The sequence below is a fragment of the Promicromonospora thailandica genome (assembly GCF_024171955.1).
Lineage (GTDB): Bacteria > Actinomycetota > Actinomycetes > Actinomycetales > Cellulomonadaceae > Promicromonospora > Promicromonospora thailandica.
The window spans coordinates 69,939-94,589 of sequence record NZ_JAMTCS010000012.1; the positions used below are offsets into that span (position 1 = coordinate 69,939).

Sequence of the window (24,651 nt, forward strand, 5' to 3'; positions counted from 1 at the left end):
AGGCGGACGGGCGGCCCCGGCACATGCTGGTGCCCCACGGGGTGGGGGTGGGGTTACCCCTACGCGAACGCGCTGGTGCCCGTGATCTCGCGCCCGATGATGAGGGCCTGCATGCTCTCGGTGCCCTCGTAGGTGTGCAGGGCCTCGATGTCGGCGAAGTGCCGGGCCACGCGGTTCTCCAGCAGGATGCCGTTGCCGCCGAGCAGGTCGCGGGCGATGGCCGCGACCTCGCGGGCGCCGCGCGTGCACGTGTACTTGGCGAGCGACGCCTGCGGGCCGCTGAGCTGCTCGGCCTCGTCGAGGCGCGTCATCTGCTTCACGAGCAGCTGCATCTGCGTGATGATCGAGAGCATCTTCGTCAGGCGCTCCTGGACCATCTGGCTCGCGGCGAGCGGGCGGCCGAACTGCACGCGCTGCTTCGAGTAGGCCACGGCGGCCTCGTAGCACGCGATCGCCTGCCCGACGGCGCCCCACGCGACCCCGAGCCGGGTCGCGAACAGCACGCGGCCGGTGTCCTTGAAGGACCGCGACCGCGGCAGCAGGTTCTCGGCCGGCACGAACACGTCGTTCAGCACGATGTGCGCCTGGTGGATCGCGCGCAGGGACACCTTGCCCTGGATCGTCGTGGCCTCGTAGCCGGGCGAGTCCTGCGGCACGATGAAACCGTGCACCTGGCCGTCCTCGCCACGGGCCCACACCACGGAGATGTCACCGATCGAGCCGAAGCCGATCCACTTCTTCTCGCCGTTGATGACGTAGCCCTCGACGCCGTCGCGGGTCTCCTTGACCGCGGAGGTCTCCAGGCCGACGGAGTCCGAGCCGTGCGTGGGCTCGGTGAGCGCGAACGCGCCGAGGATCTCGCCGCGGGCCATGGGGCCCGCGTACTTCTCGATCTGCTCGTCCGAGCCGAGCATGACGATCGAGCGCAGTGCGAGACCGCCCTGGACGCCGCAGATGGTCGTCACCGAGCCGTCGCCGCGTGACATCTCCATGGCGGCGAGCCCCTCGGCCATCTTGGAGATCTTCGGGAATCCCGGCACGTCGACGCCGTCGCGCAGGAAGTCCAGCTCGGCCATGCGCTTGACCAGGTCCATCGGGACCTCGTAGCGCTCCCAGTAGCCGTCGATGACCGGCAGGACCTCGTCCTGCACGAAGCTGCGGACGGCGAGCTGCCAGGCCCGCTCCTCCTCCGTGACGTCGGCGAAGGCGCCGGCGAAGTCGATGTCGAGCGGTTGCGAGACGTCGTAGGCGGGCGCCGTCACCCCGGGGGTCTGAGTCATGCCTCCCATGGTGCTCCGGTACCGGATCTCAGGTCAAGCGATACCCCGTCTCACGCGCAGGTTCGGCCGTGGGCCCAGGGCTGGGGGCTGGTGCGCACCCGCTCGCCCGACGCCGCGGCGCGTCGCACCTCGAGCTGGAGGTACTGGTCCTGCGCCGCCTCGGCCACGGAGTACGGCGGCGTCGCGCCGTGCAGCACGTGGTCGGCCATGTCGGCGACGATGCGCGCGATCGACAGCTCGTCGTCCGGCAGGCGGGCCGGGCGGAAGGCGTTGCGGTACAGCCACTGCCCGTCGAGCGTGTAGCCGCGCAGGAACATCCCCTCGTGGCTGCCCGCCCCGCCCGCGGCCACCCGTTCCAGCACGGAGCGCCGCGGCTGCCCGTCCGCGCCGACGTACCGGACGACGTCGTCCCGCAGCTCGCCGCGCTCGCCGCGCACCAGCAGCGCTGGGGAACGCACCCAGGAGCGGTACTGGACGTCGTCGAACTCGTAGGTGCCGAGGCGGCCGCCGAGGTCGAGCCACGCGGTGGCGTGCACCGTGTCGACGAGGGCGAGGTCCTCCGGGTCGCCCGAGCGGCTCGGGCTCGGCAGCACGCGGCGCACGTCCCGGCGGGCCGTGATCTCGGCGTCCTCGAACGTGATGCCGAGGGCCCGGCGCAGCACGCTGAGCCCGTGGTAGTCGTGCGCGACGGCGACGTGCGCGTCCGTCACCGGGCCGAGCAGGCCGGACGCCGCGACCGCGAGCTGCGCCTCGACCAGCGGCTCCAGGTGGTACTGCTCGGCGACGTGCACGCACGCGCCGTCGTCCACGAGCCGCTGGAGCGCGGCCAGCTCCTCGACCGTGCCGGCCGCGGGCGTCTCCGTCAGCACGGGGACGCCCGCAGCGGCCAGGTCTCGGATCACGGGCTGGGCGGCGCCGGCCGGCAGCGTCAGCACCACGAGGTCGGGATGCCCGCCGTCGAGCAGCTCGGGCACCGAGGCGTAGGCCGGCGCCGGGAGGCCGGGCAGGCCCGCCGCCGGCAGCCCCCGGGCGGCGAGCTCCGCCCGGTCGGCCGCGTTGCGGGTGGCGACCCCCGCCACCTCGAAGCGGTCGGGCAGAGCATGCAGCACCCGCAGCACGGTGCGGGCGCGAAAGCCCGACCCGACGATCCCGACCCGTGCCCTGCGCTCCAGTGCGTCCACGAGCGCCGACGCTACGCGATCACGCCGTGGCCGGGCTCACCCGTCCGGCCGCGACGGCCTCGCGGCGGCTGATGCGCCACCACGTGACGAAGCCGACCAGCGTAAACGCCCCGTAGATGACGTACATCAGCGCGGTCGCCCAGTACCCGGCGGAGAACAGGAGCGGCACGCCCACCAGGTCGACGGCCACCCAGATCAGCCAGAACTCGACCCAGCCCTTGGCCATGCCGTAGGTGGCGAGCACGGAGCCCACGAAGATCCAGGCGTCGGCCCAGACCGGCTCGTAGGAGCCCAGCGCCCGGAAGAGCGGGGTGAGCAGCAGCGTGCCGGCGAGCATGCCGGTCACCAGGCCCACCCGGGCACGCCACGAGGCCCAGACCGGGTGCACGGCGACGGTGCCGACGCCGCCGACGCGCTGGGTCTGCCGCCAGCGGTACCAGCCGTAGACGGAGACCGCGATGAACATGATCTGCCGGGCGGCCTGGCCCAGCATGTCGGCCCGGCCGGTCTCGCCGAACCAGGAGCCCATGAACACGGTGAACAGCACGATGTTGCCGACGATGCCCACCGGCCAGGCCCACACCTTGCGACGGAGCCCGCCGAGCGCCGAGGCCAGGCCGAACAGGTTGCCGACGACCTCACGCCAGTAGATCTGCTGGTCGCCGACCAGGAACGTCGCGTCGTAGGCGGCGCGGAACCAGTCCATCTCTCATCCCTCCGAAGTCCGCACACGGGGACTCCGGGGTGAGGTCGGCGCGCCACGACGGCGCCGACGACGGCACGCGGCCGATCCCGGCGCGCGCCGCACGTGCTTCCTCCCATCCGGACTTTCACCGTCGGTCCTGGAGTTCCACCAGGTCAACCAGGTTCCTCTGCCGAGGAGACCCGGGTCGCGGACTGTCACCGCCGGCTCGGAATTTCACCGACCCCGGAGCACGTGTGCAACTGCTGCTGCACGATGTCTAGCGGAACACAAAATGCCACGGCCGCATTCCCGGCCCGGCCGGTCCCTAGACCAGGGCGTCGCGCACGGCGCGGGCGACCTCGTCGGGCCCGGCCTTGCCGTCGACCACGGTGACGACCACGCGCCGCGCGACGGGGGCCGGCTCGCCCGGCAGCGGGCTGCTCGAGCTGCCCAGCACGGCCGCCCGCCGCAGGTCGGCGAACGCCTCCTCCAGCTCGGGCCGCAGGTCGAGCGACGGCGTGCGCAGCCAGCGCCGCAGGATCGCGTTGTGCACGGCGACCACGGACGCCGCGAACGCTATCGACGCCGTGGACGTCGAGCGCTCCGGCGGCAGGGTGTCGCGCAGGTAGTGCGTGAACGCCCGCTCGTAGCGGTGCGTCGTGATGAGCTCGCGGTCGCGCAGCGCCGGCACCTGCTGCAGCAGCGCGTACCGGGCGAGCGACGTCTCGCGCTGGCCCACGTGGTGGTCGAACACCATGCGCGCGGCCCGGCACACCTCGAGGTACGGGTCGACGTCGGGGTCCCAGGCGCGGCCCAGGTCGTGCCCCGCCTCCTCGCTCGCGCGGGCGTCGGGGCGGGTGGCGGCCAGCATGACCACCACCTCCTCGAGCAGCAGCTCGTGGTCGGCGAAGACCACGTCCTCCTTGGAGCGGAAACGGCGGAAGAAGGTGGCGCGGCTGACCTTCGCGGCGTCGGCGATCTCCTCGACGGTGGTCCCCTCGTACCCCTGCCGAGTGAACAGGTCCACCGCAGCGTCGACAGCCTGAGCGTGCGTGTGGGTACGGACGGCGGTCATGCCAGGCAGGCTACCGCGTGCCCCCCGGCCCCCGGGAAGACTCCTTGAGCGAACCGTGACATCCACGATCCTAATTTTCCCGCGGCCCGATCCTGCCGGAGCGGAGTCTGCGCAGGTAGCGCACCTCGCGCACGGCCGTCAGAAGGCCGATCAACCCGGGCACCGCGGCCCACGGATGACCCAGGATCACCCCTACCAGGCACACCAGGAACACCGCCCCGCCGCCCACGACGGTGGCCAGGCTGCCCCAACGGATACCGGTCACGACGGTGAGCGTAGTCTGCAGGGCGTGACCGAGACCCCCGCCCGTCCCGTCGTGGACGTCTACGTCGACCCGATGTGCCCCTACGCCTGGATCACGTCACGATGGGCCCTCGAGGTGGCCCGCGTCCGCGACGTCCAGCTCGGCTTCCGGCTCATGAGCCTCTACCTGCTCAACAAGGACCGGGACATCGACGCCGACTACCGGGCGCGCATCGAGCGCTCCCGCGGCATCGGCCGCATCGCCGCGGCCGTCCAGACCGACCACGGACCCGAGGCCTTCGCCGCGTTCTACACCGCCGCGGGCACGCGCATCCACAACCAGCAGGACAAGGACTTCGACGCCGTGGCCGGCGCGGCGCTCGCCGAGGCCGGCCTGCCCGCCGCGCTCGCCGAGGCGGCCACGTCCGAGCGGTACGACGCGGCGCTCGCGGCCTCCCACGAGGCCGGCATGAAGCCCGTGGGCGACGACGTCGGCACGCCCACCCTGCACGTCGACGGGGTCGCCTTCTTCGGCCCCGTGCTCACCCGCATCCCGCGGGGCGAGGAGGCGGGTGCGCTGTTCGACGCCGCCGTGGCGCTGGCGCGCTACCCGTACTTCTACGAGCTCAAGCGGTCGCGGACCACCACGCCCCAGTTCGACTAGCACCAGAGGAACCATGACTCTCGACCTGCGCATCTTCATCGAGCCCCAGCAGGGCGCCACGTACGACGACCAGCTCGCCGTGGCCCAGGCCACCGAACGGCTGGGCTTCAGCGCGTTCTTCCGCTCCGACCACTACCTCGCGATGGGCCGGGAGGGGCTGCCCGGCCCCACGGACTCGTGGCTCACGCTCGCCGGCATCGCGCGCGAGACCTCGACGGTGCGGCTCGGCACCCTCGTCTCCTCGGCCACGTTCCGCCTCCCCGGCGTGCTCGCCATCCAGGTGGCCCAGGTGGACCAGATGTCAGGCGGGCGCGTGGAGCTCGGGCTCGGCACCGGCTGGTACGCCGCCGAGCACGCGGCCTACGGCATCCCGTTCCCGGACAAGCGGTTCGGCATCCTCGAGGAGCAGCTCGCCGTCGTCACCGGCCTGTGGGGCACGCCCGTCGGCGAGACGTTCTCGTTCTCGGGCGAGCACTACCAGCTCGTCGACTCCCCGGCCCTGCCCAAGCCGGCGCAGCAGCACATCCCGCTGGTCGTCGGCGGCGGCGGGCCGCGGCGCACGCCCGCCCTCGCGGCGCGCTACGGCGACGAGTACAACCAGTCCTTCCCGGCCATCAGCGACATCGGCCCGCGGATCAAGGTCATCGAGCAGGCGCTGGCCGACGCCGGGCGCGAGCCCGGGTCGATGGTCCAGTCGGTGGCGCTCGTCGCCGCCGTCGGGCAGGACGAGGCGGAGTTCACGCGCCGCGCCGCCGCGATCGGGCGCGAGCCCGGGGAGCTGCGCGAGCACGGCATCGCCGGCACCGTCGCCGAGGCCGTGGACCGGCTCAAGGCGCTGGAGGCCGAGGGCGTGCAGCGGGTCTACCTCCAGGTGCTCGACCTGGCCGACCTGGACCACCTCGACCTGTTCGCCCGTGAGGTGCGCGCGCAGCTCGGCTGACGCGTTCCGGTCATTCGGTGCGACCCGGTCGCGTGCCGCGCCGGGCCGGGCAAACCTTCCTAGGGTCGTCGTCGGGGCGCCTGCCCCGACGACGAACCGGAGGGCCCATGCAGCGCTTGTCCCGAGCCGTGCGCGCCATGTCCGCGGCGGCGCTCCTCGCCGCCGGGACCCTCGCGGCGGGTCCCGCCGGTGCCGTCACGAACGACCACCGGCGCGGGCCCGACCCGACCGAGCAGAGCATCGAGGCGCCGCTCGGCCCGTTCGACGTCGAGACGTCCGTCGTGACCCGGGCCGATGCCGAGGGCTTCGGTGGCGGCACGGTCTACTACCCCACGGACACGTCCGAGGGCAGGTTCGGCGCCGTCGCCGTCGCGCCCGGGTACCGCTCCTCGCAGGCCGCGATCGCCTGGCTCGGCCCGCGGCTGGCCTCCCAGGGCTTCGTCGTCATCACCATCGACACGCTGAGCACCGCGGACGCGCCCGCGCGGCGCGGCGACCAGCTGCGGGCGGCGCTCGCGCAGCTCCAGGACACCGCCGCGGCGGACAGCGTCGACCCGACGCGGCTCGCCGTGATGGGCCACTCGATGGGTGGCGGCGGCAGCCTGGAGGCCGCCAAGGACGACCCGGGTCTGCGGGCCGTGATCCCGCTGACGCCCTGGAACGCCGACAAGACCTTTCCCGAGGTCACCTCGCCCACGCTGATCATCGGCGCCGAGGACGACGTCATCGCGCCCGTGCGCCGGCACGCGGAGCGGTTCTACGAGACGCTCCCGGCCGACGGCGACCGGGCCTACCTGGAGCTGCGCGACGCGAACCACTCGGCACCGACCGTGCCGGACACGACCGTCGCCCGGTACGGCATCGCGTGGCTCAAGCGCCACGTGGACGACGACGAGCGCTACGCCCGCTTCCTCTGCCCGCCGCCCGCGGCGGACGAGCGGATCAGCGAGTACCGCAGCAGCACCTGCTGACGGACCCTCCGGTCGGCCGGTCTTGACCTGCCGATAAGATCCGCGCGACACATCGCCTGCGAGATCGAGGACAGACCATGCGACTCGGCTGGAAGCTGCACGGAGACGGCGCCCGCATCGCCCCCGGCGAGGTGGTGGCCCCGGACGAGCGGCTGAGCTGGCCGCGCACCATCGGCATCGGCCTGCAGCACGTGGTCGCGATGTTCGGCGCCACGTTCCTGGTGCCGGTGCTCACCGGGTTCGACCCGGCCACCACGCTCTTCTTCTCGGCGCTCGGCACCATCGCGTTCCTGCTGATCACCGGGAACAAGCTGCCCAGCTACCTCGGGTCGAGCTTCGCGTTCATCGCGCCGATCACCGCGGCCACGGCGTCGGGCGGCCAGGCCGTGGCGCTCGGCGGCATCCTCGCGACGGGCGTGCTCCTGGCGCTCGTCGGCGTGGTGGTGCACGTCGCGGGGGCGCGGTGGATCCAGATCGTCATGCCGCCGGTGGTCACGGGCGTGATCGTGGCGCTCATCGGCCTCAACCTGGCGCCGGTGGCGTGGGGTGCGTGCGGCGAGGACGGCGCGTGCACCGGCTTCCAGGCCGCGCCGCTGACCGCGACGGTGACGCTCGCGTCGATCATCCTGATCCAGGTGCTGTTCCGGGGCCTGGTCGGGCGGCTCGCGATCCTGCTCGGCGTGGTGATCGGGTACGTGTTCGCGAGCCTGCGCGGCGAGGTCGACCTCGCCGCGGTGAACAAGGCCGCCTGGGTCGGGCTGCCGCACTTCACCGCCCCGGCGTTCGACCCGGGCGTGCTCGGCCTGTTCCTGCCCGTGGTCCTCGTGCTCGTCGCGGAGAACGTTGGCCACGTCAAGTCGGTGGCCGCGATGACGGGGCGGGACTACGACCACCTCACGGGCCGCGCGCTCCTGGCCGACGGCCTCGCGACCACCCTGGCGGGCGTCGGCGGCGGTTCCGGCACGACGACGTACGCGGAGAACATCGGCGTCATGGCCGCCTCCCGCGTGTACTCCACGGCGGCGTACTGGGTGGCGGCGGTCGGCGCGCTGGTGCTCAGCCTCTCGCCGAAGTTCGGCGCGCTGATCAACTCCGTGCCGCAGGGCGTGCTCGGCGGTGTCACCACCATGCTCTACGGGATGATCGGCATCCTCGGCGCGCGCATCTGGGTCCAGGCGCGGGTCGACTTCTCCGACCCGGTGAACCTCACGACGGCGGCCGTCCCGCTGATCATCGGGATCGCGAACTTCACGTGGGCGGCCGGCGACCTCCAGTTCGGGGGCATCGCGCTCGGCACCGCGGCGGCCCTGGTCATCTACCACGTCATGCGTGTCGTCGGCCGCTGGCGCGGCACCGTCCAGGGCTGAACGCGGACCGGCCGGCCGCGCGAGCTCGCGTGACCGGCCGGCAGGACCCTCAGCAGGTCACGGGCACCAGGTACGGGCCGACGGCGAGTACCGCGTGACCGTCGTGCGCTGCGTACCGTCCGCCAGCTTGTAGCGGATGGTCGCGGCGGCGCGCAGCGGCAGCGTCTGCCCCGCGCCCGAGCACGTCATCCAGTTGGTGTGGTAGGCGCGGTCGCGGTAGTCGAACCACCCGTCGGCGTCCGTCTTCCACGTGCCGCGCAGCTGCTGCCACTTGCCGTCCGCGTAGGCCTGGATCCGCAGGTCGACGGCCAGGACGCTGTAGTTCTTGCCGCCCTCCATGTCCGTGACCATCGCCTCGCCGAAGAAGCGCGGGCCGTCCTTGTACAGGTACATGCAGCTGCGCACCTGCGCGGGCTGGCCGACGCCCGGCTTGCAGGCCCGGTAGTACACCTCCGCGTTCGGCGCCGCGCCGGTGGACGCCAGGCGCGGGGAGGAGGACGCCGGGACGGCCGTGAGCTCGGCGGAGTCGTCGGCCTGGGCCGGGGCGACCGCCGCGAGGGCGGTGGCGATCCCGAGGGCGGCCACGGCGGCAGCGACCCGGTGGAGCCTTCTCATCATTGGTTCTCCTGTCTGGGGCGAGATGTCTCGTCCCGGATTATTTCGGTACCGCGGAGCGGTTCGACACCTAAATCCCGGTATTACCGGGTGAATTGTGGTTTTTTCGCTGAACACGTGTGTAGTCTGCTGAACATGCGTTCAGTCGAACCGGAGGCCCAGGCCGCCGACCGCACCGCCCGCGCCCGGATCCGGGACGCGGCGATCGACCGGTTCGCGGTGGAGGGCTTCGGTACCTCGGTCCGGACCATCGCGGCCGACGCCGGGGTCAGCCCCGGGCTCGTGATGCACCACTTCCGCTCGAAGGACGGCCTCCGGGCCGAGTGCGACCAGTACCTGCTGGCCACGATCCGCCGCCTCAAGCGCGAGAACGTCCGGATCGCGGCCGCCGGGCAGACGTTCTTCCAGCGCTTCGCGTCCGCCGAGGAGAACGCCCCGGTGCTCGGCTACGTGCTGCGTTCCATGCAGGACGGCGGCCCGCTCGCCCGCGAGTTCATCGCCCACATGGTCGACGACGCGGTCGGCTACGCGCGCGAGGGCGTCGCCGCCGGGGCGCTGGTGCCCAGCCGCGACGAGGCGGCCCGCGCCCGCTACCTCACCCTCTCGTCGCTCGGCGCGCTGCTGCTCGAGATGACGCTGGACCCGCCGTCCGACCCCCGCGACCTCGCCGGGATCGTGCGCCGCTACCTGGCCACCAGCTACCTGCCCATGCTGGAGCTGTTCACCGAGGGATACCTCACCTCTCGCCGGGTTCTCGACGAGTACCTCCTGCACCTGCCCGACACGGAAGGCAGCTGACCATGACCGCAGCACCGGCCATCGAGATCCACGACCTGCGCAAGTCGTTCGGCGACGTCCAGGCGCTCGCCGGCCTCGACCTGTCCGTCGGCCCCGGCGAGGTCCGGGGCTTCCTGGGACCCAACGGGGCCGGCAAGTCCACCACCATCCGCGTGCTGCTGGGCCTGCTGCGCGCGGACTCCGGCACGGCGCGCCTGTTCGGCGGCGACGCGTGGCGCGACGCCGTCGCGCTGCACCGCCGGCTGGCGTACGTGCCCGGCGACGTGAGCCTGTGGCCCACCCTCACCGGGGGCGAGTGCATCGACTACCTCGCCCGGATCAGCGGCCGGGGCGACCGCGCACGGCTGAGGGCACGCAAGGCCGAGCTGCTGGAGAGCTTCGAGCTGGACCCGCGCAAGAAGGCCCGTACGTACTCCAAGGGCAACCGGCAGAAGGTGGCGCTGGTCGCGGCCTTCCTCACCGAACCGGAGCTGTACGTGCTCGACGAGCCCACCTCGGGGCTCGACCCCCTGATGGAGGCCGTGTTCACCCGGTACGTGCGGGAGGCCCGGGACGAGGGTCGCGCCGTGCTCCTGAGCAGCCACATCCTGTCCGAGGTCGAGAAGCTCTGCGACACGGTCACGATCATCCGCAACGGCACCGCCGTCGAGTCGGGCACCTTGGCCGAGCTGCGCCACCTGACACGCACCAGCGTCACGGCGGTGGTGGACGGCGACCCGGCCGCCGTCGCCGGTCTGCCCGGGGTGCACGACCTGGTCACCACGCCCTCGGACGGCGGCACGCGCATCGCCTTCGACGTGGACGACGCGCGGGTCGGCGCCGTCCTGGGCGCCGTCAGCACGCTCGGCGTCCGCGGCCTCACCGCGACACCGCCCTCGCTGGAGGACCTCTTCATGCGGCACTACGGCGACGTGCCCGGTGCCGCGGCGACGGGCACGCGATGACCGGCACCGGCACGCTGCTGCGGTTCATGCTCCGCCGGGACCGGATGCGGATCCTGTGGTGGACCCTCGGCATCGCGGCGCTCTACGCGGGCGGGCTCGGCGAGTACCTGCTCCTCGACGACCCGGAGGCCCGGGCGGCCCGGTCGCTGCTGCTCTCGTCGCCCGCGATGGTCTCGATGTCCGGGCCCGGCTATGGCCTCGACGACTACACGCCCGGCGCCGCCGTGGCGAACGAGCTCGTGCTCTGGGTGCTGCTCGCCCTGAGCGTCATGAGCATCCTGCAGGTGGTGCGGCACACCCGGGCGGAGGAGGAGAGCGGCCGGTCGGAGCTCGTGCGCGCGGGGGCCGTGGGGCGGCACGCGCCGTCCGTGGCCGCCCTGCTGCTGGTCGTGGTCATGAACACGGTCGTCGCCCTCACGAGCGGCGCCGTGGTGGCGGCACAGGGGCTGGATGCGGCGCAGTCGTTCGCGATGACCTTCGCGACGGCGCTCGGGGCGCTCGTCCTGGGGGCCGTGGCCCTGGTCGCGGCGCAGGTGTACGAGCACGGCCGGGGTGCCGCGGGCGCCTCGCTCGCGGTGCTCGGTGCCGCGTTCCTGCTGCGCGCGGTGGGCGACGTGCGGGAGCGGCACGGCAGCCCGCTGTCGTGGGTGTCCCCGATCGCCTGGGTCCAGCAGACCCGGGTGTTCGTCGACCTGCGGTGGTGGCCGCTCGTCCTCTGCGTCGTCGCGATCGTCGGGCTGCTCGCCCTCGCGGCGTTCCTCGGGTCGCGCCGGGACCACGCGGCCGGCCTGGTCGCCGTCCGCCCCGGACGCGCGGACGCGAGGCCTGCGCTGACCGGCCCCCTGCCCCTGGCCTGGGTGCAGCAGCGGGGTGCCCTGCTGTGGACGGTGCTCGGCCTCGGCGTGCTGTGGCTCGGCTCCGGGACGATCATCCGCGAGGTGCCGAGGGCGCTCGACGCCGTGGCCGGCAACCCCGTCTACGACGCCCTGCTCGGCAGCGAGGGGGGCCTCGGCGGCGAGGAGCAGATGATCCGGACCTTCCTCGGGATCTTCGGGCTCTACATCGCGGCCGGTGCCGCGGCGTACGGGGTCGCGGCGGTGCTCCGGGCCAAGGGCGAGGAGGAGACCGGACGCACGGAGCTCGCGCTGGCTGCGCCGGTCTCCCGAGGCCGCTGGCTCGCCGGCCCGCTCACGATCGCGCTGCTGGGCACCGCGACCGTGCAGGTCACCGGTGCCCTCGCCCTGTGGCTCGGCGCGGTGTCGACGGGGTACGACGAGCTCGCCCTCGGCGAGTACCTGGAGCTGGGGCTCGTCTACCTGCCGGCGCTCGCCGTGCTCGTGGCGCTGGCGGCCGCGCTCCACGCCTGGGTCCCGCGGGCGACGGGTCTCGCCTGGGCGATGGTCGGCTACGTCTTCGTGGTGGGCATGTTCGCCGACCTGTTCGACCTGCCCGCGTGGTCCCGGCGCATCTCGCCCTTCTGGTGGGTGGGCAGCCCCGCCCTGGGCGACGTCGAGCCGGCCCGGCTGTGGGGCCTCGCCGGCGTCGCCGTCGTGCTGCTCCTGCTGGCGTTCGCCGGCTTCCGCCGACGGGACGTGCCGACCCTGTGAGGGTGTCGGTGACGTTCCGACAACGATCCGGGCGGGATCACCGGCACGACGCCGATCCGGTGCCCTCCCGCCGTCGCCGTCGGGTACCGTCCGGTAGTGTGCGGGAGCCCGTCCGGTGCCCAGCAGGCTGGTCGCGCCGCCGCTCCCGGACCGTGCCCCGCCGAGTCCAGTGAGGACGGACCGATGATCTTCAAGGCCGTAGGAGACGGCCGCCCGTACCCCGAGCACGGGCGGTCGCGCACGCGCGACTGGGTGGACGTGCCCCCGCGCCAGGTCCGGCTCGACGAGCTCGTCACCACCAAGCGGACGCTCGACCTCGATACCCTGCTGTCCGAGGACTCCACGTTCTACGGCGACCTGTTCGCGCACGTCGTCGAGTACCAGGGCACGCTCTACCTCGAGGACGGTCTGCACCGTGCCCTGCGAGCCGCCCTGCAGCAGCGTCCCGTGCTGCACGCTCGTGTCCTCACCATCCGCTGACCTCAGGTAGGTTCCAAGAGTGACTAACCCCGGGTACGACCAGGCGCGCGTGGAGCGCCGGCGCCGCGAGCACGAGCGCCAGGCCGTGGTCTTCGGCGTGCTCATCGCGTTCCTGGCGGTGTGCGGCATCTTCGCGCTCGCCGTGTACTCCGGCGCCATCAGCTCCCCGTTCGACCGGCCGTTCACCACGGTGGGCGCGTCGGAGCAGAAGACCTACCCCGTGGCCTGCCTCCCGACGGTCGAGGGCCAGCCCGACGGCGCCCTCCCGGTGGCCTACTCCGAGATCAAGGTGCGCCTGCTCAACTCGACGCAGGAGTCCGGCCTCGGCCGCGCGCACGAGTCCGTGCTGACCGACCGCGGGTTCGAGGTCATCGAGCTGGGCAACTTCCCCGACCCGCTCACCGAGTCGGAGGTCCGGTTCGGGGTCAACGGGATCGTGCAGGCGTACGAGCTGGCCGCACAGTTCCCGAAGATGCGCCTCGTGCTCGACGACCGCGAGGGCCCGGCGGTCGACCTCGTCATCGGCGAGGACTATGACGCGCCCCTCGACGTGAAGGACGTCGACGTGGCCGCCGACCAGCCGCTGCGCAACGCCGAGGACTGCGTGCCCGCCGACACGATCACGCCCGAGGCGCGCGTGCTGCCGGCCACGCCGGAGCAGGCCGAGGACGAGGTCCAGCCCGCCGGCTGACCGGGTCTAGGGTTCGTGCTGTGCCGGACCCGTCCGCAGGTGCGCTGGGCCTCGGCCGCGCGCTCCTGTGGGCCGCGGTCGTGCTGGCGCTCGCCCTGACCGCCCACCTCGAGGCGGGCGGTCACCTGCCGCCCGCGGAGGCCGTCGCCCTGCTCGGGGCCCTGCTGCTCGCGGTCACGGCGCTCACCGTGCGCCGACAGGTGCGGTGGCCGGGCGGCCTGGCGCTCGCCGGTCTCGGCCAGTACGCCCTGCACCGCGCGTTCACCTACCTCGGCGGCGCGTGCGTGCCGTCGCCGCTGCTCGACGCCGGACCGCACACCCATGCGGCCGGTGCCCTCGCGGGGCTGTCCGGGCGCTGCGTGGGCGGATCGGAGCCGACGGCGACCGACCCGGGCATGCTGGCGTGGCACGGCGTGGCGACGGTCGTCTCGGTCGCGCTGCTCGTGGGCGTCGAGCGCGGCATCTGGCTGCTCGCGACCTGGCTGGTCCGGCCGCTCGCGGTGGTGCCGTCCCGGCTGCCCGTGGTGCGGCGGCTCCCGGTGGCGGCTGGTCCGGCGGCGCCGTCGCGCTCGGTCGACCTGCACGTGGCGCCGGAGCGCGGACCGCCGTCGTCGGCCCTGGTGATGCACCTCGCGGCCTGAACGAACCGGGCGGGAGGCGCGTCGCCGCACGCCCTCCCCACCCCACCGGACCGAAGGACCGAGCACATGACTCGCTTCAGCATGCCCACCCGCCGCGCCCTCGCGGCCGTCCCCGCCACCGCCCTCCTGGTGCTGGTGCCCACCGTGGCGTACGCGCACGTCACGGTCAGCCCCGACACGACCGCCGCCGAGAGCTACGCGAGCCTCACGTTCCGCGTGCCCACCGAGTCGGACACCGCGTCGACCGAGAAGCTCGTCGTGGACCTGCCGACCGACACCGCCTTCCTCAGCGTCACGCCCCGCAGCCTGCCCGGCTGGGACGTCGAGGTGGAGACCGGGAGGCTCGACGAGCCGCTCGAGGTCGAGGGCGCCACCGTCGACGAGGCGCCCGTGCGTGTGACCTGGACCGCGCAGGAGGGGCACGAGGTGCCGCCGCACGAGTACCAGGAGTTCGCCGTCCGGGTCGGTGCGCTGCCCGCGGAGGGCACCACGGTCGTGCTCCCGGCGCACCAGACGTACACCGACGGCAGCGTCGTGGACTGGGACGACGTGGCCGAGGAGGGCACCGAGCCGGAGGCGCCGGCGCCGGTGTTCACGACGACGGCGTCGGCCTCCGCCGATGCTGCCGGCTCGGCCGCTTCGGACGGTGCGGACGGCCCGGCCGCCTCGGATGACGCACCGGCGGTCGACCCGCTGGGCCGCTGGCTCGGTGGGACGGGGCTCGTGCTCGGGGTCGCGGCGGTCGCCATGGCACTGGCCGGGCGCCGTCGCGCCTGACGGGCCGGTTCGGGCTGCCCCAGCCGCGCCGTCCGAGGTCCGGACGGCGCGGCCGGGCGCACGTCAGCCGAGGCGCAGGAGCGCCTGCACCGGGGTGTGGTCGCTGGGGTAGCGGCCGCCCCGGGTCCAGGTGTTGATGGCGGCCGCGCGCACGTCGACCCCGGGCGTGACGAGGATCCAGTCGATGCGCTCGCCGTCGGGAACGGGGGCGCCGTAGTTCGGGAACGTGCCGACCTGCGGCGTGAGCCGCCGGTCGGCGGCGAGCCAGGTGTCCTGGAGACCGCCGTCGGTCACGAGCACGTCGTAGGGCGCGGAGGCGCCCGCGGCGGCGTTGCAGTCCGCGGTGAACACGACGGGCAGGCCGGAATCGGCCACCTGGTCGCGGACCACCTGCGCGCTCCGGACCCGCGCGTTCTCCACCTGGTGGTCGAAGTGCGAGTTGATGTGCACGAAGTCGCGGCCGGTGACGGTGTCGTGGAACCGGGCCCACGTGACGATCCGGGTCACGGTGTTGCCCCAGGTCGCCGAGCCGATGACGGCCGGGGTGTCGGACAGCCAGAACTGGTCCCACCAGGTCAGCGTCAGGCGGCGCGCGTCGTAGAAGATCGCGGAGTACTCGCCGGCGGCCCCGCCGTCGCGTCCGAACCCGACCATCGCGTAGCCGCGGCCGAGCCCGTCCTCGACCGCCGTGAGCTGGTTGAACTCGACCTCCTGGACGCCCAGGACCGTGGGCTGCTCGAGCCGCAGGAACGCCGTGGTCAGCGGCGCGCGCTCGGGCCAGTGGTCGGGCTCGCCCGGCCGGGTCTGACCCTCGCGGTCGTAGCGCACGTTGAAGCTCATGACGTGCAGCGCGTCGCCCCGCGCGGGGCCGATGACCGGCCTGGCGCCCGGTGCCGTCCGGGCGACGGCCGGTCCGGAGAGTGCGGTGGAGGCGCCCAGGGCGCCGACGGCCCCGGCCGCGGCGAGCATCGTGCGGCGCGAGATCCCGGTGGTTGCGGACATGGTTCTCCTCGAGGTCGGGGAACTGTGCCCGACCACCCGACCAGACCGAGGTGAGCGTGTCCACAACGGCGTGTGACCTGGAGGCGAAACGACGATGACGCGGGACATCGTCGATGTCCCGCGTCATCACACTGCGGAGGATGGGGGATTCGAACCCCCGAGGGCGTTAACCCAACACGCTTTCCAAGCGTGCGCCATAGGCCACTAGGCGAATCCTCCTCGCGCCTCGCTGAGAGCGAGCGCGACCACTGGACCGAAGTCTGGCGCGGCCTGACGAGGATACCGGACACCTCGCTCGGACAACGAATCGGAACCGGCGGACCGGCTGTGAGGTGGCGGACAGGCGGCGTCGCGGCCGGTTCGGCCGGGCGTCCCGGATCGGTTAGGCTGGGGGCAGACCCCTCGTGCGGCACCATCTCGCCGAACTCCCCCAGGGCCGGAAGGCAGCAAGGGTAAGTGAGCTCTGGTGGGTGTGCGAGGGGTCCTTCTTTTCCCGGAATTCCGCGGCTCCGCCACCATGTGGACGGATTTTCGTCCGCATCATGGGATTTTCCGAGCGGAACTGGCTCCGGCGCCCTGCAGTGACGCACGATGTCCGCATGACCCGCACCCGGACCGCCGCCACGACGTCGCGCACCTGCCGCGACGTCCTGTGTCGTGGCCGCGTGCGCGGCGGGCGAATGTGCGAGCGCTGAGCGCGCAGCACCCTCCCGCGGCCCGTCGAGGGTCGCACCCGCACCGTTCTTGAGCTCGCCACGTTGCTGATGGCCGTGGCCCGCCGACGCATCCCGGCCTGCGCACGCAGCCGGACCCCCGCATCCTGAGCACAGGCACACCCGCGTCCGTGCGCTCCGAGAGGACCACCCATGTCTCGCTTCACCGCTGTCCTGTCCGCAGGCCTCGCCGTCACGACCGCCCTCGCGCTGAGCGCGTGCGCCGGCTCCGACGAGGCCGCCCCCGCCACGGGTTCGGCCGACGACCCGGTCCGCATCGGCGTCGTCAACTCCGGCGACGACTACTGGACCACCTTCACCGACCTGGCCCAGGAGGAGGGCATCAGCGTCGAGCTGGTGAACTTCAGCGACTACCAGCTCCCCAACCAGGGGCTGACCGACGGAGACCTGGACCTCAACCAGTTCCAGCACCTGCAGTTCCTCGCCAACTACAACACCGCCACGGGTTCGGACCTGACGCCGATCGCGGCCACCGCCGTCTACCCGCTGGGCCTCTACTCGCTGAAGCACGACAGCGTGGAGGACATCCCCGACGGCGGCGAGATCGCCATCCCGAACGACGACACCAACCAGGCGCGCGCCCTGCTCGTGCTCCAGGAGGCCGGCCTGCTCGCCCTGCGCGACGGCGGGACCGCGTTCTCCACCCCTGCCGACGTGCTCGAGGACGAGTCCCGCGTGACCGTGACGCCCGTGGACGCCGCGCAGACGGCGCTCGCCCTGCAGGACGTCGACGCCTCCATCATCAACAACGACTTCGTGGGCGACGCCGACCTGACCGCCGAGGACGCCATCTTCTCGGACGACCCCGACTCGTCCGCCGCCGAGCCGTACATCAACGTGTGGGTGGCCCGCGGGGCCGACGCCGACAACGAGGTGTTCCAGCAGCTCGTCGAGATCTACCACTCGCCGGAGGTCACCGACGGTGTGATCGAGGCCTCGGGCGGCACCGGCGTCATCAAGGACAACCCGGCCTCGGAGCTGCAGGAGATCCTGGCCGGCATCCAGGAGGACGCCTCCTGATGCCTGCGGCGACCAGCAGCATCATCCGGTTCCAGGACGCCGCCAAGGTGTTCCCGGGCCGGGGGAGCGGCGCGGAGGTGCGTGCCGTCGACGGTGTCACCCTCGACATCCACGAGGGGGAGATCTTCGGCGTCATCGGGCAGTCGGGGGCGGGCAAGTCGACCCTGGTGCGCCTGATCAACGCCCTCGAACGCACCACGAGCGGCGACGTCGTGGTCGACGGCGTCTCGCTCGCCGCCCTGAACGAGTCGCGCCTGCGGCCGGTCCGGGCCGGGATCGGGATGGTCTTCCAGCAGTTCAACCTGCTGGCCTCCCGTACGGTCGCGGGGAACGTCGCCTACGCGCTCGAGGTCGCCGGCTGGCCGCGCGCCCGGCGGGAGGCACGGGTCGCCGAGCTGCTGGAGTTCGTCGGCCTGGCGGACAAGGCGCGGGTCTACCCGTCCACGCTGTCGGGCGGGCAGAAGCAGCGCGTGGGCATCGCCCGCGCGCTCGCGACCAACCCGCGCATCCTGCTCGCCGACGAGGCGACGTCGGCCCTGGACCCCGAGACCACGCGCGACGTGCTGGACCTGCTCCAGCGCGTCAACCGTGAGCTCGGCATCACCGTGGTCGTGATCACGCACGAGATGGACGTGGTGCGCTCGATCTGCCACCGCGTGGCGGTGATGGAGCGCGGGCGCGTGGTCGAGGTGGGCGAGGCCTACCAGGTGTTCAGCGCGCCCCGGCACGACACGACCCGCCGGTTCGTCGCCACCGCGCTGCGCGACCGGCCGTCGCCCGAGGTGCTGGCCCGGCTGCGGACCCGGCACACCGGGCACATCGTGACGGTCGGCGTGGACGAGGTGGCCGGCTCGTCCGCCGTGCTCACGCGCACGCTGCGCGAGCACGGCGTGGACGGCACCGTCGTGTACGGCGGCATCACGGAGGTCGCCGAGCGGCCGTACGGGTCGCTGACCGTGGAGCTGGTCGGCGACGGCGGCTCCGTGGAGGCCGCCGTCGCGGCGCTCCGTGCCGTGACCTGGGTGGACGACCACGGGAGGGCTGACGCATGACCGAGGACTGGGAGCGGCTCACGCCGCTGCTCTGGGAGGCCGCGGGCCAGACGGCCTACATGGTGCTGATCACGCTGCTGATCGGTGGCTTCCTGGGCCTGGCGCTCGGGCTCGGGCTGTACCTGACCCGGCCGGGCAACCTGCTGCAGAACCGCGCCGTGTTCGCCGTGCTGAACCTCGCGGTGAACGTGGTGCGCCCCGTGCCGTTCATCATCTTCCTGGTGGCTCTCGGGCCGCTGACGCGCGCGGTCATCGGCTCGACGATCGGCATCGAGGCGTTCACGTTCGCGATGTCCTTCATGGCCACGTTCGTCTTCGCCCGGCTCGTGGAGCAGAACCTCGTCTCGATCGACCCCGGTGTGGTGGAGGCGGCGCGGGCCATGGGCGCGTCGCCGCTGCGGATCGTGCGGACCGTGCTGGTGCCCGAGGCGCTCGCCCCCCTGATCCTCGGCTACACCTTCCTGTTCGTCGGCGTGCTCGACATGTCCGCGATCGGCGGCTACCTGGGTGCCGGCGGACTGGGCGACTTCGCGATCGTCCAGGGTTACCGGCAGTACGACTGGGCGGTGACCGCCGTGGTGGTGGTCATCATCGTGGTGATCGTCCAGGTGGTGCAGTGGCTCGGCAACACCCTCGCGCGGCGGGCCCTGCGGCGGTAGCGCCGGGGGCTTTCGGCGACATTCGGCGACGGTCGTCCGTGCGGGCGACCGTGCTCCGGTCCGGTTCACCGACTTCCTGCGTGTCTCGCTCGAGCCCGGTGAGATCGGCTGCCGGCCGTCGCTGTACTGGACGGATGTGCCGGCCCACTGAGGTCGGCTGCCCTTCCGGCTGCGGCGGGCGTCCGCGGCCGGGGGATCGCACCGCTCGGGCTGGACCGGGGTGCTGTCCGTTCGGTCGTCCGAGGTCGAGCCGGTGCCCGATCGGCCGGCCGCGGCGGTGGCGGGGCGACCGAACGGTACCGGTGCCCGGTCGGAGTCGTGGCGACCACGGCGTGGCGGCCGCTCTCCGGGTCGGGGCCGGCCGTGGACCGCCAGCCGGGCGCCTCCTTGGCCAGGTTGCACGCCGCACACAGGCCCTGGCCGTTCCGGAGCTCCGTGGCGCCGCCGACCGCCACCGGGCTGACGTGGTCGAGGTGCCGCACGGGTGCGTCGCACCACGGTGTGCGGCACGTGCCCTGGTCGCGCACACGGAGCAGGTCCGCGAGCCCACCGGCGAAGAACCGCCGCTTGCTCGTGGTGCCGACCAGGTCGCCGTCCGCCGTGGCGTAGACCGTGCGGATCCAGGCGGCGTCGAGGTCCAGGCCGCCGGCCACGAAGTGGCGCGCGACGGCCGCCGGGACGGTGCCGTGCCCCGCGCCGTCGTCGTCCAGGACGACCGCCGGTTCCTCGCCGCCGGCCAGCAGCGCTGCGTCCGACACGACGAGGTTTACCGCCACGGGGACGTCCGTCGCGTGCTCCTGCCCCGTGGCGCGCTCGACGAGGGTGTCCGCCATGATCTGGCCGCGCGAGCGCTCGTCGCCACGCGTCCCGCGAGCGGACTCGGCCACCTGGCGCAGGGCGGCATAGACCTGGACCCCCTGGGCCACGGGCAGGAGCGCCGTCACGTAGGACATCGCCTCAGGCGCCGGACGGATCGTGACGCACCGCCCGGCCGCTGCCCGCTCAGCTCGCTCGGCCAGGGCGGCCGGGGCGAGCTGGTTGGCGCGGACCCGGATCAGGCCGACCAGGCGACGTGTTCCCACGCCGTGCAGGGTCGCCGGGTCGGCACACAGGTCGGCGTCGATCCGCGAGCGGTCCTCCGTGGAGAGGCACGCCGTCTCCTTGACCAGGATCAGGGCGCGCTCCTCGGAGAGCAGACCCGCACGCAGCGAGGTGAGGGTGTGCGGCATCTCCTCGTGCCAGACGCGAGCCGCGCCGAGCAGGGTCCTGGCGCGGTGCGGTGAGACCCGGAGCGCCCGGGCCGCCTGCTGGACCGTGCTCGCGGTCGCGTCCCGTTCGGCCGACCGCACCGTGACCGGGATCTGCCGGCCCGCCCGGTCGTGATGACCTGCCGGGTCGGCAGCGTGCTCGCGGGCCGCCGACAGGGCGTCGTCGTGCAGCTCGACCAGGACCTGCGCCTGGACTGCGACGCAGGCCGCCTTGAGCTCTTCCAGTGCGCGCAGGGTGTCGATCCGTGCCGCGTCGGCTCCCGGCTTCGGCGCCGTCAGGAGCCAGGCGTGCAGAGCTGCGAGCCGGGCGGCACCGACGTCGACGGGCCGGCCGTCATGCTGATGCGTCATCCTCAACCTCCCTCCGTCGCATGTACCTGTCACCACCGTATGGCACATTCGTTCGATCTGCTGGACGGGCGGCAGATCTGTGGACAACCGCGACCGCCCGGCCGACAAGGCTGTGGACGGCTGACTCACGAGTGTCGGTGGGGGCGTCTATCGTTGCGGGGGTGAGCACCGCCCTCTACCGCCGCTACCGGCCCGAGACGTTCGCCGAGGTGATCGGCCAGGACCACGTCACGGGTCCCCTCATGCAGGCCCTGCGTAGCGGGCGGGTGAACCACGCCTACCTGTTCAGCGGTCCGCGCGGCTGCGGCAAGACGACGTCCGCCCGCATCCTGGCGCGCACGCTGAACTGCGCGAAGAACACTCCGGAGTCGCCGATCGACACGCCCTGCGGGGAGTGCCCGTCGTGCGTCGAGCTGGCGCGCGGCGGCCCCGGGTCGCTCGACGTCGTGGAGATCGACGCGGCGTCGCACAACGGTGTCGACGACGCGCGTGACCTGCGCGAGCGCGCCACGTTCGCCCCGGCTCGCGACCGCTACAAGATCTTCATCCTCGACGAGGCGCACATGGTGACGCCGCAAGGCTTCAACGCGCTGCTCAAGATCGTCGAGGAGCCGCCGCCCCACATCAAGTTCATCTTCGCGACCACGGAACCGGACAAGGTCATCGGCACCATCCGGTCGCGCACGCACCACTACCCGTTCCGGCTCGTGCCGCCGGACGTGCTGTCGCCGTACCTCGAGCAGCTCTGCGCGGCCGAGGGCATCGAGGTGACCAGCGGCGTGCTCCCGCTGGTCACGCGCGCCGGCGGCGGTTCGGTACGAGACTCCTTGTCCGTCATGGACCAGCTCATCGCCGGGGCGACGGGCGGCGTCGTCGACTACGACCTCGCCGTCGGCCTGCTGGGCTTCACCCACACGAGCCTCCTGGACGACGTCGTGGATGCGCTCGCGGCCCGCGACGGCAGCTCCATCTTCCGGGTCGTGGACCAGGTGATCGCCACGGGGCACGAGCCTCGTCGGTTCGTCGAGGACGTCCTGGAACGTCTGCGCGACCTCATCGTCATCGGCGTCTCGGGCGACGCCGCCAGTGCCGTGCTGCGCGGTATCCCGAGCGACCAGCTCGACCGCATGCGGGCGCAGGCCGGACGGCTCGGCGTGGCCGAGCTGTCGCGCGCCGCCGACCTGGTGAACGCAGCACTGACCGAGATGACCGGAGCGACGTCCCCGCGACTGCACCTCGAGCTCCTGTGCGCCCGTCTGCTCCTGCCGGGGGCCGACGACGGCGCCGCGGGGCTCGCCGCGCGCATCGACCGTCTGGAGCGAGGCGGGATCGTCGCAGCGGGTGCCGGTGCCGCCACCCCTGCGGACCAGGCACCCGCGAGCGGGCTGACCGGGCCCGCGGCCGCTCGTGCGGTGCTCGACGCCCGCCGGAAGCGCAGCGAACCGGGGCCGACGGCGGAGGCCGCTCCCCAGGTACCCGCCGCGCCCTCGCCCGCACCTGTCTCCACACCGTCGGCCGCGCCGGCCGGGGCCGAAGCCTCCGCGCCCGCCGCCGAGGACGCGCCGACGCCCGAGAGCTCCGCGCCCGCCGCTGAGACGCCCGCCCCCGCCGCCGGTTCGTCGGACGCGGCGGGTTCGGGCTCGGCTGCCCCGCAGCCGGCAGTGTCGGAGTCCGACGCAGGGGCACGCCCGGCAGAGACCGAGCCGGACGTGACGCCCGAGCCCCGTGCCGCCGCGCCGGTGGCAGCTCCGGCTCAGGGAGTCGAGCCCGAGGTCACGACCGAGACCGTCCGCCGTCGCTGGCCCGAGGTGCTCGGTGCGCTCGCGGTCGCGCGCGTGACCTGGTCCCTCGTGGGCCCGAACGCACAGGTCGCGTCGTTGGAGGGCGGGACGCTGAAGCTCGGCTTCGCGGCGCCCGGGCTCGCCCGCACGTTCTCCAACGCCCGGCACACGAGCGCCGTGGAAGAGGCGGTCTACCAGACGCTGGGCATCCGCGTGCGAGTCGAGGCGACCCTTGACGAGGGGCCGTCCGGTGGCGGGGGATCGGGTGGCGGTGCCGCGGGCGGCGGACCGGGTGGCCCGTCCGGCGGCTCGGCAGGCCAGGCCTCGCCCGGTGGTTCCGGTGCCGGACCCGTGGCGCAGGCTGGTCCGTCGGCCGAGGTCCGGCGCGCGGCACCGGTCGCAGCGGCTTCGGACTGGCCGGACGTGCCCGCACCGGGTGGCGGCGCGGCGGCTGCCGCCGCGACCGGCACGACGGCGGGGGCCGCCGTCGGGACCGTGGCCGTCGGTGGCGCGGCGGCCGGGGGCGGCACCGGGACGAGCAGGCCCGGTTCCAGCGCACCCGGCTCCAGCGCACCCGGCACCGGCGCTTCCGGTCCAGACGCCGCCGGCGGTGCGCACGCCGTCCGCGCGACGGCGTCGGCCGCGACCGGTGTCGCGGTCGCCGAACGGCCCGAGCCCTCCCGGCCCGAGCCGTCCGGGCCGGAGTCCGGACGGCCCACGCCCGCTCGACCCGGGGCTCGCCCGCCGTCGGTGACCAGTGCGTCCAGCGCGGCCGACGAGGCCTGGCTCGCGGGTGCCGCCGCGACGGAGCCACCCGCGGACTACGACATGCCGGAACCCGAGCCGGTGTACGACGAGCCGGCCCCGTCGCGGCCCGCACGCCCCGCCCAGTCGGCCCCGCCCGCGTCCACGACAACCCCGTCCACGACAACACCGCCCGCGCGTCCCGCGATGTCGGGTGCGGTCAGTGCACGCGAGGCGCTGCGCCAGGCGAACGAGCGCCGGGCACGCGCCGCGAACGGTGGCCCCGAGGCACGTTCGACCCCGAGCCCGACAGCGGCCGGGGCCGACGGGCCCGACTTCTACGACGAGCCCTCCGCCGACGACCCTGACATCACGTCGACCGGGCTGGTGGGGGTCCCGCTGGTCGTCCAGGTGCTGGGCGGCACGGTGATCGACGAGATCGTGGAGCAGGCGTGAGCGGAGACGGTGCCGCGGGCCCGGTCACCACGCTGCGCATCGTCGCCGTCGTGGTCGAGCGTGCGGACGGGCGCCACCTGCTGGTCCGGAAGCGGGGCACGCAATCGTTCATGCAGGTGGGCGGCAAGATCGAACCGGGTGAGGAGCCGCTGGCGGCGCTCCTGCGGGAGGTCGAGGAGGAGGTCGGCCTGCAGCTCGATCCGGCGGACGTGGAGAGTCTCGGCCGGTTCGGTGCGCCCGCCGCCAACGAGCCGGACCACGTGGTCGACGCGTACGCGTACCGCGTGCGGCTGCGTCCCGACGTGGAGATCGTGGTCCGGGCCGAGCTGGAGGAGCTGGTGTGGATCGATCCCGCGGACCCGGTGACGCGCTATCCGATCGCGCCGCTGTCCCGGGACCTGCTCGTCGCGGCCGGGCACTGAGCCGAACGAGCGGAGGATGTCAGAGATCGGTCTGCTCGGCCCGGTTGCGTGCGACGAGCGCGGCACGTTCGCGCTCCATCCGGCGGCGTGGGTCGGTCTCCTCCGGCTGCTGGGCCGGCCCGGCCACGTGGAGCAGCAGCCAGAGCAGCCGCCACCTGATCCGGTAGCCCAGGGTCAGCCCGTCGGGGTTGCGCATGCCGTAC

General features: G+C 73.4%; 25 protein-coding genes, 1 tRNA gene, 1 other RNA gene and 1 riboswitch. Of the genes, 17 read left to right on the top strand and 10 right to left on the bottom strand.

Going from position 1 to position 24,651, the window contains the following annotated elements; all coding sequences use genetic code 11:
• Positions 1 to 59: 59 nt before the first annotated feature.
• The 5 genes from APR03_RS18715 to APR03_RS18735 form a co-directional block, all read right to left on the bottom strand.
• On the bottom strand, positions 60 to 1,280 hold the full coding sequence (locus tag APR03_RS18715) for an acyl-CoA dehydrogenase family protein (protein ID WP_253838054.1): 1,221 nt from the start codon (positions 1,278 to 1,280) through the stop codon (positions 60 to 62).
• Positions 1,281 to 1,330: 50 nt separating this feature from the next.
• Positions 1,331 to 2,461: a Gfo/Idh/MocA family protein gene (locus APR03_RS18720; protein WP_253838056.1), complete on the bottom strand. Its 1,131-nt coding sequence runs from the start codon at positions 2,459 to 2,461 to the stop codon at positions 1,331 to 1,333.
• A 19-nt stretch (positions 2,462 to 2,480) separates the two neighbouring features.
• Positions 2,481 to 3,167, bottom strand: a complete 687-nt coding sequence (gene pnuC, locus APR03_RS18725; RefSeq protein WP_253838058.1) for a nicotinamide riboside transporter PnuC — start codon at positions 3,165 to 3,167, stop codon at positions 2,481 to 2,483.
• Between the two features lie 98 nt (positions 3,168 to 3,265).
• A riboswitch (FMN riboswitch) is annotated at positions 3,266 to 3,402 on the bottom strand.
• A gap of 69 nt (positions 3,403 to 3,471) precedes the next feature.
• Positions 3,472 to 4,221, bottom strand: a complete 750-nt coding sequence (locus tag APR03_RS18730; protein ID WP_253838060.1) for a TetR/AcrR family transcriptional regulator — start codon at positions 4,219 to 4,221, stop codon at positions 3,472 to 3,474.
• Between the two features lie 70 nt (positions 4,222 to 4,291).
• Positions 4,292 to 4,486 (bottom strand): hypothetical protein, encoded by a 195-nt coding sequence (locus APR03_RS18735; RefSeq protein ID WP_253838062.1) that lies wholly within the window; start codon positions 4,484 to 4,486, stop codon positions 4,292 to 4,294.
• A gap of 24 nt (positions 4,487 to 4,510) precedes the next feature.
• On the opposite strand from APR03_RS18735, the gene APR03_RS18740 reads away from it, so the two are divergent.
• The 4 genes from APR03_RS18740 to APR03_RS18755 all read left to right on the top strand — a co-directional run bounded on the left by APR03_RS18740 (position 4,511) and on the right by APR03_RS18755 (position 8,406).
• Positions 4,511 to 5,128, top strand: coding sequence for a mycothiol-dependent nitroreductase Rv2466c family protein (locus tag APR03_RS18740; RefSeq protein WP_308216520.1), 618 nt, complete (start codon positions 4,511 to 4,513; stop codon positions 5,126 to 5,128).
• A gap of 13 nt (positions 5,129 to 5,141) precedes the next feature.
• On the top strand, positions 5,142 to 6,068 hold the full coding sequence (locus tag APR03_RS18745) for an LLM class F420-dependent oxidoreductase (protein ID WP_253838065.1): 927 nt from the start codon (positions 5,142 to 5,144) through the stop codon (positions 6,066 to 6,068).
• Between the two features lie 107 nt (positions 6,069 to 6,175).
• Positions 6,176 to 7,039: a poly(ethylene terephthalate) hydrolase family protein gene (locus APR03_RS18750; RefSeq protein WP_253838067.1), complete on the top strand. Its 864-nt coding sequence runs from the start codon at positions 6,176 to 6,178 to the stop codon at positions 7,037 to 7,039.
• A 77-nt stretch (positions 7,040 to 7,116) separates the two neighbouring features.
• The gene (locus APR03_RS18755; protein WP_253838069.1) at positions 7,117 to 8,406 is read left to right on the top strand and encodes a uracil-xanthine permease family protein; all 1,290 of its coding nucleotides are present in this window, start codon (positions 7,117 to 7,119) and stop codon (positions 8,404 to 8,406) included.
• A 57-nt stretch (positions 8,407 to 8,463) separates the two neighbouring features.
• On the opposite strand, the gene APR03_RS18760 is transcribed toward APR03_RS18755, so the two are convergent.
• Entirely contained in the window at positions 8,464 to 9,021 is a 558-nt protein-coding gene (locus APR03_RS18760) for a hypothetical protein (protein WP_253838071.1), read from the bottom strand.
• A 135-nt stretch (positions 9,022 to 9,156) separates the two neighbouring features.
• Between APR03_RS18760 and APR03_RS18765 the strand changes: the two genes are divergently transcribed.
• From APR03_RS18765 to APR03_RS18795, 7 genes are all read left to right on the top strand, one after another.
• The gene (locus APR03_RS18765) at positions 9,157 to 9,819 is read left to right on the top strand and encodes a TetR/AcrR family transcriptional regulator (RefSeq protein WP_253838077.1); all 663 of its coding nucleotides are present in this window, start codon (positions 9,157 to 9,159) and stop codon (positions 9,817 to 9,819) included.
• A gap of 2 nt (positions 9,820 to 9,821) precedes the next feature.
• On the top strand, positions 9,822 to 10,763 hold the full coding sequence (locus APR03_RS18770; RefSeq protein WP_253838079.1) for an ABC transporter ATP-binding protein: 942 nt from the start codon (positions 9,822 to 9,824) through the stop codon (positions 10,761 to 10,763).
• A complete protein-coding gene (locus APR03_RS18775; protein WP_253838081.1) occupies positions 10,760 to 12,370 on the top strand; it encodes an ABC transporter permease in 1,611 nt (536 codons plus the stop codon). Before APR03_RS18770 ends, APR03_RS18775 begins: the two co-directional genes overlap by 4 nt.
• A gap of 183 nt (positions 12,371 to 12,553) precedes the next feature.
• A complete protein-coding gene (locus APR03_RS18780; RefSeq protein WP_253838083.1) occupies positions 12,554 to 12,850 on the top strand; it encodes a type II toxin-antitoxin system VapB family antitoxin in 297 nt (98 codons plus the stop codon).
• A 19-nt stretch (positions 12,851 to 12,869) separates the two neighbouring features.
• Complete coding sequence (locus APR03_RS18785; RefSeq protein WP_253838086.1) at positions 12,870 to 13,541, top strand: LytR C-terminal domain-containing protein; 672 nt, start codon at positions 12,870 to 12,872, stop codon at positions 13,539 to 13,541.
• Positions 13,542 to 13,561: 20 nt separating this feature from the next.
• Positions 13,562 to 14,182, top strand: coding sequence for a hypothetical protein (locus APR03_RS18790; protein WP_253838088.1), 621 nt, complete (start codon positions 13,562 to 13,564; stop codon positions 14,180 to 14,182).
• Positions 14,183 to 14,248: 66 nt separating this feature from the next.
• A complete protein-coding gene (locus tag APR03_RS18795; RefSeq protein ID WP_253838090.1) occupies positions 14,249 to 14,959 on the top strand; it encodes a YcnI family copper-binding membrane protein in 711 nt (236 codons plus the stop codon).
• A 63-nt stretch (positions 14,960 to 15,022) separates the two neighbouring features.
• Here the strand turns inward: APR03_RS18795 and APR03_RS18800 are convergent, their stop codons facing one another.
• Together APR03_RS18800 and APR03_RS18805 are read right to left on the bottom strand one after the other, a co-directional pair.
• Positions 15,023 to 15,961 carry an endonuclease/exonuclease/phosphatase family protein gene (locus tag APR03_RS18800; protein WP_253838092.1) on the bottom strand — a complete coding sequence of 313 codons (939 nt, stop codon included), beginning with the start codon at positions 15,959 to 15,961 and terminating at the stop codon, positions 15,023 to 15,025.
• Between the two features lie 134 nt (positions 15,962 to 16,095).
• Positions 16,096 to 16,180, bottom strand: a tRNA-Ser gene (locus APR03_RS18805).
• A gap of 174 nt (positions 16,181 to 16,354) precedes the next feature.
• Here APR03_RS18805 and ffs point away from each other — a divergent pair.
• The 4 genes from ffs (at position 16,355) to APR03_RS18825 (ending at position 19,426) form a co-directional block, all read left to right on the top strand.
• Positions 16,355 to 16,451, top strand: an RNA gene (gene ffs / locus APR03_RS18810) — signal recognition particle sRNA small type.
• Between the two features lie 376 nt (positions 16,452 to 16,827).
• A complete protein-coding gene (locus APR03_RS18815) occupies positions 16,828 to 17,715 on the top strand; it encodes a MetQ/NlpA family ABC transporter substrate-binding protein (protein WP_253838094.1) in 888 nt (295 codons plus the stop codon).
• Positions 17,715 to 18,767, top strand: coding sequence for a methionine ABC transporter ATP-binding protein (locus APR03_RS18820; protein WP_253838097.1), 1,053 nt, complete (start codon positions 17,715 to 17,717; stop codon positions 18,765 to 18,767). The genes APR03_RS18815 and APR03_RS18820 overlap by 1 nt, the downstream gene beginning before the upstream one ends.
• Positions 18,764 to 19,426 carry a methionine ABC transporter permease gene (locus tag APR03_RS18825; RefSeq protein WP_253838100.1) on the top strand — a complete coding sequence of 221 codons (663 nt, stop codon included), beginning with the start codon at positions 18,764 to 18,766 and terminating at the stop codon, positions 19,424 to 19,426. Before APR03_RS18820 ends, APR03_RS18825 begins: the two co-directional genes overlap by 4 nt.
• A gap of 65 nt (positions 19,427 to 19,491) precedes the next feature.
• Here APR03_RS18825 and APR03_RS18830 read toward each other — a convergent pair whose 3' ends face one another.
• Positions 19,492 to 21,045: an HNH endonuclease gene (locus APR03_RS18830; RefSeq protein WP_253838102.1), complete on the bottom strand. Its 1,554-nt coding sequence runs from the start codon at positions 21,043 to 21,045 to the stop codon at positions 19,492 to 19,494.
• A gap of 161 nt (positions 21,046 to 21,206) precedes the next feature.
• Between APR03_RS18830 and APR03_RS18835 the strand changes: the two genes are divergently transcribed.
• Positions 21,207 to 24,026 (top strand): DNA polymerase III subunit gamma and tau, encoded by a 2,820-nt coding sequence (locus APR03_RS18835; protein WP_253838104.1) that lies wholly within the window; start codon positions 21,207 to 21,209, stop codon positions 24,024 to 24,026.
• Positions 24,023 to 24,448 (top strand): NUDIX hydrolase, encoded by a 426-nt coding sequence (locus APR03_RS18840; RefSeq protein WP_253838106.1) that lies wholly within the window; start codon positions 24,023 to 24,025, stop codon positions 24,446 to 24,448. The genes APR03_RS18835 and APR03_RS18840 overlap by 4 nt, the downstream gene beginning before the upstream one ends.
• 19 nt (positions 24,449 to 24,467) lie before the next feature.
• On the opposite strand, the gene APR03_RS18845 is transcribed toward APR03_RS18840, so the two are convergent.
• The gene (locus APR03_RS18845) at positions 24,468 to 24,644 is read right to left on the bottom strand and encodes a hypothetical protein (RefSeq protein WP_253838108.1); all 177 of its coding nucleotides are present in this window, start codon (positions 24,642 to 24,644) and stop codon (positions 24,468 to 24,470) included.
• Positions 24,645 to 24,651: the final 7 nt, after the last annotated feature.

Coding starts and splice junctions, on each gene's coding strand:
- APR03_RS18745 (WP_253838065.1), top strand. CDS start 5,142: ATGACTCTCGACCTGCGCATCTTCATCGAGCCCCAGCAGGGCGCCACG.
- APR03_RS18820 (WP_253838097.1), top strand. CDS start 17,715: ATGCCTGCGGCGACCAGCAGCATCATCCGGTTCCAGGACGCCGCCAAG.
- APR03_RS18730 (WP_253838060.1), bottom strand. CDS start 4,221: ATGACCGCCGTCCGTACCCACACGCACGCTCAGGCTGTCGACGCTGCG.
- APR03_RS18800 (WP_253838092.1), bottom strand. CDS start 15,961: ATGTCCGCAACCACCGGGATCTCGCGCCGCACGATGCTCGCCGCGGCC.
- APR03_RS18755 (WP_253838069.1), top strand. CDS start 7,117: ATGCGACTCGGCTGGAAGCTGCACGGAGACGGCGCCCGCATCGCCCCC.
- APR03_RS18760 (WP_253838071.1), bottom strand. CDS start 9,021: ATGAGAAGGCTCCACCGGGTCGCTGCCGCCGTGGCCGCCCTCGGGATC.
- APR03_RS18830 (WP_253838102.1), bottom strand. CDS start 21,045: ATGACGCATCAGCATGACGGCCGGCCCGTCGACGTCGGTGCCGCCCGG.
- APR03_RS18780 (WP_253838083.1), top strand. CDS start 12,554: ATGATCTTCAAGGCCGTAGGAGACGGCCGCCCGTACCCCGAGCACGGG.
- APR03_RS18825 (WP_253838100.1), top strand. CDS start 18,764: ATGACCGAGGACTGGGAGCGGCTCACGCCGCTGCTCTGGGAGGCCGCG.
- APR03_RS18765 (WP_253838077.1), top strand. CDS start 9,157: ATGCGTTCAGTCGAACCGGAGGCCCAGGCCGCCGACCGCACCGCCCGC.
- pnuC (WP_253838058.1), bottom strand. CDS start 3,167: ATGGACTGGTTCCGCGCCGCCTACGACGCGACGTTCCTGGTCGGCGAC.
- APR03_RS18795 (WP_253838090.1), top strand. CDS start 14,249: ATGACTCGCTTCAGCATGCCCACCCGCCGCGCCCTCGCGGCCGTCCCC.
- APR03_RS18845 (WP_253838108.1), bottom strand. CDS start 24,644: ATGCGCAACCCCGACGGGCTGACCCTGGGCTACCGGATCAGGTGGCGG.
- APR03_RS18775 (WP_253838081.1), top strand. CDS start 10,760: ATGACCGGCACCGGCACGCTGCTGCGGTTCATGCTCCGCCGGGACCGG.
- APR03_RS18815 (WP_253838094.1), top strand. CDS start 16,828: ATGTCTCGCTTCACCGCTGTCCTGTCCGCAGGCCTCGCCGTCACGACC.
- APR03_RS18770 (WP_253838079.1), top strand. CDS start 9,822: ATGACCGCAGCACCGGCCATCGAGATCCACGACCTGCGCAAGTCGTTC.
- APR03_RS18750 (WP_253838067.1), top strand. CDS start 6,176: ATGCAGCGCTTGTCCCGAGCCGTGCGCGCCATGTCCGCGGCGGCGCTC.
- APR03_RS18715 (WP_253838054.1), bottom strand. CDS start 1,280: ATGACTCAGACCCCCGGGGTGACGGCGCCCGCCTACGACGTCTCGCAA.